The organism is Kitasatospora sp. NPDC056800 (assembly GCF_042789775.1).
In the GTDB taxonomy this organism is placed as follows: Bacteria; Actinomycetota; Actinomycetes; order Streptomycetales; family Streptomycetaceae; genus Kitasatospora.
This window is the reverse complement of the sequence record NZ_JBHUAL010000276.1, coordinates 1-10,559: the sequence shown is the minus strand read 5'-3', so window position 1 is coordinate 10,559 and position 10,559 is coordinate 1. Positions and strand designations below refer to the sequence as shown.

The window sequence follows — 10,559 nt, the reverse complement described above, 5'->3', positions numbered from 1 at the left end:
GGGCACGGCAGGTGCCGCGCCCCGGCCCGGTGCCGAGGGAGTCTCAGACGAGGCTGTTGAAACGCAGGACGATGTCACTGTTCGGGAGGCTGCTGAGGGTCCCGGTGCTGCATTTCGTGATGTCGGCCCCCGGGTAGAGGGTGCCGGTGACGGTGGCACCGGGCAGGACGGTGCTGTCGAGGGAGACCACGCCGTTGAGATTGTTGGTGATCTCGTTCTTCGAGGCGTCGGCCTGGACGCGCTGCATGCCGTCGGCGTTGATGGTGGAGACGCCGGCCGAGTTGCCGCTTCCGTCGGACCAGTTGACGACGATGGTGCCGGTGAGCTGGCCGACCTGGCCGCACGAGAGGGTGGCCGCCCCGGTGAGCGAGACCGTTCCGGCGGACAGCTCGGGTCCGCCGTTCTGCGTCAGGCACCTCTCGACGACGCCGTTGGTCATGGAGATGTCGACCGAGGTGGGGGTGTTGGTGACCGGCTGGGTGCTCTGGATCGTACCGTTCGCGCCGCACATGAGCTTGAGCAGGGGGGTGGCCCGGGGTTTGGCAGCCCCGTCGGCGCCGTCGGTCACGACCGGCGTGTCGGCGGCCGAGGCGGGGGCGGACTGCTGGAGCAGCACGGCCGAGGCGGCGGCCACGGCGGCCAGGGCGAGCGGGACGACGGCCAGGTGCCACCGGCGGGGCTTGGAGGGCGTCGTTTCCCGCGTCGGGACGGGGTCGGAGTCCCAGGAGTGCGAAGGCATGGTGTTCCTGTTCTGTGAGATCGGGCGGCTGGGAGAGGAGGGGTCAGAGGAGGGCGGAGAACGCGGCGTCGTGTTTCACGGTCATGCTGCTCAGGCCGTTGGAGCAGTTGCTGATGTCGCTGGTGGGCTCGAAGGTGGCGACGACGCCGGCCCCCGGCAGGACGGTGCTGCCGAGGGACACCGTGCTGTCGGTCGAGTCGAGGATCTCCTCGTGCGCGGGGTCGCCTTCGACGGGCTGTGCGCCGTTGGTGGTCACGGTGGAGGTTCCGACGACGCTGCCGGTCTGGTTCAGTCCGCTGTACCAGGTGATGGTCTCGGTGCCGCTGAACGAGCTGGGGGAGGAACACGAGATCGTGCCGGAGCCGGCGAAGGTGAACGTCGCCGACAGGACGTTCGCGGGCCCGCCGTTCTCGGCGAAACAGTCGTCGTAGGTGCCGACCGCGGTGATGGACACGCTCGTGGGGGCGTCCGTGATCGGCGCACTGGTGGTGACGACCGCCTGCCCGGAGCAGCTGAGCTTGGTCAGGAGCGTGTCGCGGTGGCCGGTGGAGCCGCTGGCGGCGGCCGGAGTGGGGGCGGTCTCCTGGATGAGCAGGCCGGCACCGGCGACCGTGGCGGCCAGGGCGAGCGGGACGGTGGCGAGGCGCCAGCGCCGGGTCGAGGAGTTTCCGGCGTGTGGACCGGACGGGGTGTCCGCGGCGGTGGGCTGAAAGCCCATAATGTCCTCCTTTTGATTGTGTATACGAACTGCTGGTGCCAGGATCACCACTGGCATGGAACTGCGCGATCCAGGCGGGACCGGATTCGCCTTTACGGTGCGATATTGATCCGACTGTCGCAGCGTGTGGGAAGAGTCATGAATGGGTTGACTTTTGCCACTAAAGATCGCTGACGATCTTTACTGTCCGGCAGTCGAGGGATAGCGGCGTGCGCCTGCCGGGTCTTCCGCCGGCGTCGGGCTACGTTCTGCGGCAGACCTTTCAGCGCCGGCCCGCCGGGCCGCCGACGGACCAGGGGAGACCCCCATGCTGCCCAGTCGACCTCGTCTGCCCGGCTTTCCGGGTACGGAGCACTGGCGGCGCGAGGAGGAATCCGGATTGCACTACGTCGACCAGGGGTCCGGCGACGTCGTGCTCATGCTGCACGGGAACCCGACGTGGGGATATCTGTGGCGGCGCCTTGTCACCGCGCTGGCCGAGGACTTCCGTTGCGTCGTGCCGGACCAGCTGGGCATGGGCCTCTCCCGGCGGAGCGTCGGCGCCGCCCCTATTCCCTTCGTGGAACGGCTGGAGCACCTCGACGTGCTGGCGGCCCACCTGATCGAGCGGTGCGGGGCACCGTCGGAGGGTTGGACCCTGGCGGTGCACGACTGGGGAGGGCCGATCGGTCTGGCCTGGGCGAGGCGGCATCCCGGGCTGGTGACCCGGCTGGTCGTGCTGAACAGCGTGGGCTTCCGCTGGCCCGAGGGCTACCGGCTGCCGCGCTCGCTGGCCCTGCTGCGCGACATCGGGCCGCTCGGTGAGGCGGCGCACCTGCTGAACGCCTTCCCGCGGGCGGCGCTGCGGGCCGGGGTGGTCCGGCCGCTGCCCGCCGAGGTCCGTTCCGCCTACCTGTGGCCGTACCGCGGCGCGTGGCGGCGGCGGGCGGTACGGGACTTCCTGCGGCAGATCCCGCGCAGCGGCGAGGACCCCGCCTGGTCCCTGGTCGATCCCGGTGGGGACAGCGCCGACCACGCCGGGCTGCCGGTGTTCATCGGCTGGGGCCTGCGCGACCCGGTGTTCACGCCGCTCGTCCTGGGGGAGTGGCGCCGCAGATTCCCGCACGCCGAGGTCCACGCCTTCGCCGACGCGGGCCACTTCGTCCTGGAGGACGTCGGCGAGGCCCTGGTCGGGCCGCTTCGGCGCTTCCTGTCCGCGCGGTGACGACCTATCACAGAGAGGTACCCATGCCCTCGCCCCACAGCAGGATCGGTCTCGTGCGGGTCCATGTCCCCGAGGCCCGCCAGAGCTCCCGCGAGATCGAGGAGGAGCTGTGCCGGCAGAGCCCCGGGGCCGCGCTGCCGACGGGGCTGCTGGAGCACATGTTCGGGCTGCGCGAGCGGTGCGTGGCGGCGCCGGGGGACCTGCCCTCGGACCTGGCGGCCCGGGCGGGTGCGGCCGTCCTGGAGGACGCCGGCCTCCCGCCCGAGGCGATCGACCTGCTCGTCTACACCGGGATCACCAAGGACCTCGACGAGCCGGCGACCGCGAACGTGGTGGCCGCCAAACTCGGTGTCACCGCACCGGTCTTCGACCTGATGAACGCCTGCAACGGCGTGCTCAGCGCGCTGGAGAGCGCCGATGCGCTGATCAGGCTCGGCTCCTACCGGCGGGTGCTGGTGGTCACCGGGGAGGCGCCCAGCCGGCTCACCCGCTGGCGCGTCCCGGACCGCGGCCGGCTCGCGTCGGCGATGGCCAGCCTCACGCTGGGCGACATGGGAGCGGCCGTGCTGGTGGAGGCGAGCGAACGGCCCGGCATCCTCGGCAGCCGGTTCTTCGCCAACCCCGCCGCGTGGCCGAGCGCGGTACTGCGCAGCCCGTACGCCACCGGCCGGATGCACGAGTTGGAGGTCGACGACGCCGCGTTGACGGCCTCCTTCGCGGGGCTGCGGGAACAGACCGTCAAGGCCGCGGGCGAGCTGATCGGTGCCGTGGCCGACTGCGCGCTGTTCTGTGTCCACCAGCCCTCGGCGGCCATGACCCGCATCCTCTGCTCGACCACCGGTATCCCCGAAGAGGCCGTGATCCCCACCTTCGCCCACCACGGCAACGTCGCCACCTCCACCATCCCGCTGCAGTTGGTCCTCGCGCAGGAGCAGGGCCGGCTGCGCGAGGGCGATCTGGTGGGGATCGTCGGCCTGGCCAGCGGCACCAGTGTCGGCGTCATGGCACTGCGGTGGTGACCGCGGACTCCGGGGCCGTCCGGGCGGACGGGGCCTGGCCGGAGACGCTCGCCGCCCGCCTGGCCGGCTGGGCCGACCTGCAACCGGACCGTACCGCGCTCGTCTGGCCCGCTCCGCGCGGGCGTTGGCACACCGTCGACTTCGCGACGCTGGAGGCCGCCTGCCGCACGCGTGCCCGGGAACTGCGCGAGGCGGGGGTCGGAGCCGGGCAGAAGGCCGTGGTGATGGCCCGTGACCCGTACGAGCTGGTGACCACCGTGTACGGGCTGCTCGCCCTCGGTGCGGTACCGGTGCTGATCGACCCGGCACTGCCCCGGCCGGCCCTGCGGGCCTGCCTGGAGGAGACCCGGCCCGAGGTGTTCATCGGCGACCCGCTCGCCCACCTGGCCCGGCTGCTGTTCGGCTGGGCCCGTCGGCACGTCACCACCACGCTGGTCACGGGACGTACGCGGCGCGGCCCGCGGCCGGACCCGGCCCGGCCGGGTCCGCCGTGGCCGAGCCCGCCGCCCGCGACCTCGCTCGCGCTGATCGCCTTCACCTCCGGCTCGACCGGTCCGCCCAAGGGCGTCGAGTACGAGCACCGGCAGCTGGCCGCTCAGGTCCGCTCCGTCGCCGGGCTGCTGGAACTGGGCCCCGGTGTGGTGCTGCTCGCCGGGTTCCTGCCCTTCGCCCTGTTCGGGCCCGCCACCGGCGCCACCACCGTCGTCCCGGCCGTCGACCACCTCAGGCCCGCGCGCACCCGTGGCGCGGACCTGGTCCGCGCCGTCGCCGACCACCGCACCTCGGTGGTGTGCGCCTCCCCCGCGGTGCTGCGGGCACTGACCGAGGGGTGCGAGGGCGGCCGCCTGCCGCTCGCCCCGGTACGGCGGATCTGCTCCTTCGGCGCCCCGCCGCCCGACCGGCTGGTGCGTGCGCTGCGCCGGGCGCTGCCGGAGGAGGCGACGCTGCTCAGCGCGTACGGCGCCACCGAGTGCCTGCCGGTCAGCGTGATCGACAGTGCCGAGCTGGCCGCCGCGCACGCCGATCCGCTGCACACCCACCGCGGGGTCTGCCTGGGCCGCCCGGTGCCCGGCATGGCGGCCCACGTCCTGGCGCCGGCCGGCCGGTCGGCCTCCGACCGGCCGATGGCGCGAGGGAGGTACGGAGAGATCACGGTCGGCGGCCCGCAGGTCAGCCGGGCCTACCACGCCCGCCCGGAAGCGAACACCGCCGCCAAGGTCGGCACCGGTGAGGACCTGCTGCACCGCACCGGCGATCTCGGCTGGCTGGACGAGAGCGGCCGGCTGTGGTTCCTCGGGCGCTCCGCACACCGGGTGCACGGCACCGGGTTCGTGCTCGACACCGCCGTGGTCGAGCGGATCACCGACGCGGTGCCCGGCATCGGCCGCACCGCGCTGATCGGCCTCGGGCCCGTCGGCCGCCAACGGCCGGTGCTCTGCATCGAGTTGGCGCCATCGGCGGCCAACTCCGGGACGGCTGTCCGCCAGAGTCTTCGGCAGGCCCTGTCCGCGGTGCCGGGCGGGCACCGGATCGCCACCGTGCTGGTCCACCGCCGGCTGCCCACCGACCCGAGGCACAATTCGCGCGTCGACCGCGACCGCCTGGCCCGTTGGGCCCGCCGACAGCTGCGCCGACGAGGCCCGGGCGGCGTGCTGGGAGGCGGGCGATGAGGGTCCTGGTCACCGGGGGCAGTGGCTTCCTCGGTCTGGAGCTGTGCCGGCGCCTCGCCGGGCGCGGCGACATCGCGGTCTCGCTGCACCGCCGCTGGAGTCCTGAGCTGGAGCGGCTCGGGGTCCGTCAGCACCTGGGCGACATCGCCGACCCGGGTGCGGTCCGGCGGGCCCTCGCCGGGTGCGCGGCGGTGATCCACAACGCGGCCCTGGCCGGAGTCCGGGGGCCCGAGCGGCCGTACCGCGCGGTCAACGTCGAGGGCACCCGCAACGTCCTGAGCGCCTGTCGCGCCCTCGGCGTCCCTCAGCTGGTCTATACCTCCACCGCGAGCGCGGTCTTCACCCCTGACGGCATCACGGCAGGGGACGAGTCGCTGCCCCGGCCCCGGCGCCATCTGGCCGCCTACCCCCGCACCAAGGCCGAAGCCGAGGCGGCCGTCCTCGCCGCCAACGGCCCGGACCTGGCCACCACCGTGCTTCGGCCCCACCTGATCTGGGGGCCCGGTGACCCCCACTTCCTGCCCGCCCTCCTGCGGGCGACCGAAACCGGACGGCTGCTGATGCCGGGCCGCGGCGGCAACCTCGTCGACACCTGCCACCTCGCCACCGCCGCCCACGCCCACCTGCTCGCGCTGGACCGGCTGCGACCGGGCCACCCGGCGGCCGGGCGGACCTACTTCGTCGCCCAGGGCGAACCACGGCCGTTGCGCGAGGTGGTGACCGGGCTGCTCGCCGCGGCCGGACGCCACACGAGCTGGCACCCGGTGCCCTACCCCGTGGCGCTGGCCGCCGCCGTCCTGGCCGACGCCACGACGGCGACGGTCCGCCGCCACACCGGCCACGGCCTGAGCCGGTTCCTGCTCCACCAGCTCACCCGGCCGCACTGGTTCGACCTCACGGCGGCCCGGCGCGACCTCGGCTTCGAACCGCCCACCACCTTCGACCAGGGCATCGCCGAACTGACCCGCCACCACCGCACCACCGGCAGCTGAGCCCGCCCCCTCGCACTCCGGAAAGGAACCACCATGGACACGACGCTCTCCGTGGACGCCGTCTGCGACACCGCCCAGACCCTGCTCGTCGAACGGTTCGGCGTATCCGCGGACGCCATCAGCCCCGACGCCACGTTCGAGGAGATGGAGGTCGACTCGCTCGCGCTGGCCGAGTTCGCCTTCGTCCTCCAGGACGAGTTCGGCATCCTGATCAGCCAGGAGGACGCCGACCGGCAGAGCACGCTCACCGACATCGCCCGGATCGTCCAGGCCCGCCTCGGCGACGCGACCGAACCCGTCGCGTGAACCGCCCCGAGATCGCCGTCACCGGCCTGGGGCTCGTCACCCCGGCCGGGGTCGGCACCGAGGAGACCTGGCGGCGGGTCTGCGCCGGAACCCCCACCGCGTCACCGGACCCTGACCTCGACGCCGCCCCGGTGGCGTTCTCCTGCCGCATCCCCGCCACGGACCTGGACACGGCGGTCGGGCGCAAGAAGGCATGGCGGATCGGACGGTTCGGAAAGCTCGCGCTGCTCGCGGCCCGGGAGGCCGTCCGGAACGCGCGGCTGGACACCGGCGGGTGGGACGGTGCCCGGGTCGCCGTCGTCCTCGGGGTGGGCTTCGGCGGCGCGCCGCACTGGGAGGACCAGCTGCGCCGATTCCAACAGCGCGGGCCGGCCCACGTCTCGCCGACACTGGTCCCGATGGTCATCGGCAACATGGCCGTCGGCGAGGTGGCCCAGGAGTTCGGCGCGCGCGGCCCGACCCTCGCCTGCGCCACCGCCTGCGCCTCCGGCGCCACGGCGCTGGCCGTCTCCCACGACCTGCTGGTCGCCGGGTCCTGTGACATCGTCCTGGCCGGTGGCACCGAAGCCGCCCTCAGCCCGCTGGTGGCGACCGGATTCCACCGGATGGGCACCCTGTCGGCACGCGGACACGACGTACCGGGCGCCTCCCGGCCGTTCGCCGCCGACCGGGACGGCTTCGTCCTGGCCGAGGGCGCCGCCGTCCTCGTCCTGGAGCGCGCCGCGGACGCGAAGGCACGCGGCGCCCGGGCGCGCGCCGTGCTCGCCGGACACGGCGCCAGCAACGACGCCCACCACCCGACCGCGCCGCCCCAGGGCGCCGCCGGCGCCGAGCAGGCGCTGCGCACCGCGCTGCGCACCGCGGACCTGGGCGCCGGCGACGTCGACCACGTCAACGCCCACGGCACCTCCACCCCGCTCAACGACGCCGCCGAAGCCGGCCTGATCTCCCGCGCCCTGCCGCACCGGCCCAGCGTCACCGCCCCCAAGGGCGTGCTCGGCCACAGCCTCGGCGCGGCCGGCGCGATCGAGGCGGCGCTCACCGTGCTGACCATCGAGCACGGGCTGGTACCGCCGATCGCCAACCTCACCCCCGACCTCGCCGAGTTCGACATCGACTGCGTCACCGGGACCGCTCGCCGACAACGCATCGACGCGGCGCTCAGCAACTCCTTCGGCTTCGGAGGCCACAATGTCGTCCTCGCCCTGCGCCGAAGCTGACCTCCGGGCGAGCGCGGCCCGGGGCGCCCTGGCACCGCCGGACGGCGCCGGGGCCCGGCTCGGCGCACTCGTCGCCCGCCACCGCTGGGCGGTGCTGTGGACCACCGCCCTGCTGCTGGCCGTCGCCGCGGCCGTCGGGGCAGGGCTGCCCGCGCGGCTGTCCCACGGCGGCTTCACCAACCCCGGGGCCGAATCCGGCCGGGCGCTCGAAGCCGTCGAACACCACTACAACGCGGGCGGCACCAGCACGGTCGTGATCTTCCGCAGCGAGACCCTCACCGTGCACGACCTGGAGTTCGGCGAAGCCGTGCGCACCGCGCTCGGCGACGTCCCCAGGACCGTGATGGCAGGTGCCCAGCACTACTGGAACACCGGCAAGCGGGAACTCCTCTCCGCCGACGGGCACGCGGCCTGCGTGGTCGTCGGGCTGGCCGGCACCGGCGACCAGGCCAAGGACGCCTCCTACGAGCGGCTGCGCCGGCTGCTGCACGTCGACGGGTTCACCGTCGCCTACGCCGGGGAGGTGCCGCTCCAGGTCGACCTGGACCGCACCGTCGACGACGACCTCACCCGCGCCGAACTCTACGTCTTCCCCCTGCTGTTCCTCCTACTGCTGCTGTTCTTCGGCAGCCTCACCGCGGCCCTGCTGCCGCTGGCCGTGGCCGGCACGAGCCTCGCGATGTCCTTCGCGGTGCTGCGCCTCCTCTCCCCGCTGGTGCCGGTCAGCTACATCACCCGCAACGTCGTCGTCATGATCGCCCTCGGGCTGTCGGTCGACTACGCCCTGTTCGTCGTCGTCCGCTTCCGGCGCGAGCTGCGCCACCGGGGCGACCCGCACCGGGCCGTCGCCGCCACCATGGCCACCGCCGGGCACACCGTGCTCTACTCCGCGACGGCCATCTCGCTCGCCGTCCTGGGCCTGACCCTGCTTCCGTTCCCCATCACCCGCTCCCTCGGCATCGGCGCCGCCGTCACCGTCGCGCTGGCCGGCGCCGCCAGCCTCACCATGCTGCCCGCCGTGCTGGCCGTGCTCGGCCCGCGTGTCGAGGCCGGGTGCGTCCGGCTGCCGGGCTTCGGGCGGGCCGGTCTCGGCCGCGCCTGGGCCGAGGGCGAGGAGACGGGATTCTGGTACCGGCTGGGCCGGAGCGCCGTCACCCACCCCTGGGCCTGGCTCACCGCCGCCGTCGCGGTGATCGCCGTGCTGAGCGTCCCGGTCGTCGGGCTGCACCTCGCGGCGAGCGACCTGCGGACCCTGCCCGCCGGGGCGGCCAGCCGCAGAGCACAGGAACTGCTGCACGAGGACTTCCCGGCGGCCGGGCTCGACCAACTCCAGGTCGTCGCCCATCTGCGGGACGACATCGGCGGCGAACCGGGCAGGACCGCACTGGCCCACTGGCAGCAGCGGCTCGCCGGGCTGCCGAACGCCCAGGACGTCCGACTTCGCGCCACCACCGCGCACAGCGTGCTGATGAGCGTCACCGCCCCCGCCGCCCCGGACGCCCCCGTCGCCGAGGAACTGGTGCGCGCGGTGCGGGCGCTCGACCCGCCTGACGGCGGCCGCGTCCTGGTCGGCGGACCGGCCGCCGTCAACGTCGACGTCCTGGACACCCTGAAGGCCAGGCTCCCGGCGCTGGTCGGGTACCTGCTGGTGGTCACGTTCGGCCTGCTCTTCCTGGCCTTCCGGTCGGTGCTGGTCCCGCTCAAGGCCGTCGTCACCACGACGATGTCCCTCGGCATCGCCTTCGCGGCCGTCACCTGGACCGTCCAGGACGGCCACGGCGCCCGGCTGCTGGGCCTTCAACCCGCCGGGTACGTCGGAGCGTTGGAGTCCGCCATCATGCTGATGTTCGTCTTCGCGCTCTCCGTCGACTACGAGCTCTTCCTGATCGCGCAGATCCGCGAGCTCCACCGGGGCGGCATGGACAACGCGAGCGCCGTGGTGACCGGCCTCGGGCGCACCGGCGGGCTGATCTCGGCCGCCGCCGCTCTGATCGTGCTGGTCGCCGCCGCCTTCGCGACCAGCCCCGTCCTGACCGTGAAGGAGATCGCCATCGGTGTCGTGGTGGCCGTGGCCGTCGACGCCACCGTGGTGCGCATGCTGCTGGTCCCCGCCACCATGCGCCTGCTCGGCGAACTCAACTGGTGGACACCGCGCCTACGGCGACGGACGGCACCGAGCGGGCCTCGTCCGGAGCCGTTGCGGGACCTGGGGGCGGTCGAGTGAGCGCGTGAGCGACGTGGCCCGGCCCCGTCTGCGAGGCCGGTGCCGAACCGGTGGAGCGCCGCTGTCCAGACGGTGATGAGGCCGACGATGTCGGCGTCGCGGTCACCGGGCGGGGCGTCGCGGTGGTGGGCCGGTGGTTCCGTAGCCGAGGGCGAGTCCGCCGGAGTGCTGTCCGGCGCTGGAGGCGCAGCCGGGGCGTGCGGTTGCGCGGGGCCCGTCGTGACGGTGTGGAGCGGGTAGTTCCCCTCCCGAGGCCGGGTGTTCGTTCTCGCGTGGCAGGGCTGGTCGGCGTGATCGTCGGGGCTGGTCGGCCGGAGCGGCGACGACGGTAAGGGAGATTCCCAATGATGTTGTCAAGCCAGGGCGGTGACCCCTCGTGACTGCCTTACTGCGCTGGGGCGGCGTTCTTGGGCGCAACTGCATCGAAGGTGCGGCTGTCGCGTATGAGGGCCCAGAGCACGTTGAGA

Annotated in this window: 9 protein-coding genes; 7 read left to right on the top strand and 2 right to left on the bottom strand. The window is 73.7% G+C overall.

Going from position 1 to position 10,559, the window contains the following annotated elements:
* Nucleotides 1-43: 43 nt before the first annotated feature.
* Both ACFRQN_RS37575 and ACFRQN_RS37570 read right to left on the bottom strand, forming a co-directional pair.
* Nucleotides 44-739, bottom strand: coding sequence for a hypothetical protein (locus ACFRQN_RS37575; protein WP_380745055.1), 696 nt, complete (start codon nucleotides 737-739; stop codon nucleotides 44-46).
* A gap of 43 nt (nucleotides 740-782) precedes the next feature.
* Entirely contained in the window at nucleotides 783-1,457 is a 675-nt protein-coding gene (locus ACFRQN_RS37570; RefSeq protein WP_074003376.1) for a hypothetical protein, read from the bottom strand.
* 379 nt (nucleotides 1,458-1,836) lie between these two features.
* Here ACFRQN_RS37570 and ACFRQN_RS37565 point away from each other — a divergent pair, with 379 nt between their 5' ends.
* From ACFRQN_RS37565 to ACFRQN_RS37535, 7 genes are read left to right on the top strand one after another with little or no spacing between them, the layout of a single operon-like run.
* Nucleotides 1,837-2,661, top strand: coding sequence for an alpha/beta fold hydrolase (locus ACFRQN_RS37565; RefSeq protein WP_380745053.1), 825 nt, complete (start codon nucleotides 1,837-1,839; stop codon nucleotides 2,659-2,661).
* A 53-nt stretch (nucleotides 2,662-2,714) separates the two neighbouring features.
* Nucleotides 2,715-3,680, top strand: coding sequence for a 3-oxoacyl-ACP synthase III family protein (locus ACFRQN_RS37560; RefSeq protein WP_380745051.1), 966 nt, complete (start codon nucleotides 2,715-2,717; stop codon nucleotides 3,678-3,680).
* Complete coding sequence (locus ACFRQN_RS37555; protein ID WP_380745049.1) at nucleotides 3,677-5,350, top strand: AMP-binding protein; 1,674 nt, start codon at nucleotides 3,677-3,679, stop codon at nucleotides 5,348-5,350. Before ACFRQN_RS37560 ends, ACFRQN_RS37555 begins: the two co-directional genes overlap by 4 nt.
* Nucleotides 5,347-6,342 (top strand): NAD-dependent epimerase/dehydratase family protein, encoded by a 996-nt coding sequence (locus tag ACFRQN_RS37550; protein ID WP_380745047.1) that lies wholly within the window; start codon nucleotides 5,347-5,349, stop codon nucleotides 6,340-6,342. Before ACFRQN_RS37555 ends, ACFRQN_RS37550 begins: the two co-directional genes overlap by 4 nt.
* Before the next feature lie 33 nt (nucleotides 6,343-6,375).
* Nucleotides 6,376-6,648, top strand: coding sequence for an acyl carrier protein (locus ACFRQN_RS37545; RefSeq protein ID WP_074003372.1), 273 nt, complete (start codon nucleotides 6,376-6,378; stop codon nucleotides 6,646-6,648).
* Nucleotides 6,645-7,868 (top strand): beta-ketoacyl synthase, encoded by a 1,224-nt coding sequence (locus ACFRQN_RS37540; protein WP_074003371.1) that lies wholly within the window; start codon nucleotides 6,645-6,647, stop codon nucleotides 7,866-7,868. The genes ACFRQN_RS37545 and ACFRQN_RS37540 overlap by 4 nt, the downstream gene beginning before the upstream one ends.
* Nucleotides 7,840-10,092, top strand: a complete 2,253-nt coding sequence (locus ACFRQN_RS37535; protein WP_380745045.1) for an MMPL family transporter — start codon at nucleotides 7,840-7,842, stop codon at nucleotides 10,090-10,092. The genes ACFRQN_RS37540 and ACFRQN_RS37535 overlap by 29 nt, the downstream gene beginning before the upstream one ends.
* Nucleotides 10,093-10,559 lie beyond the last annotated feature (467 nt).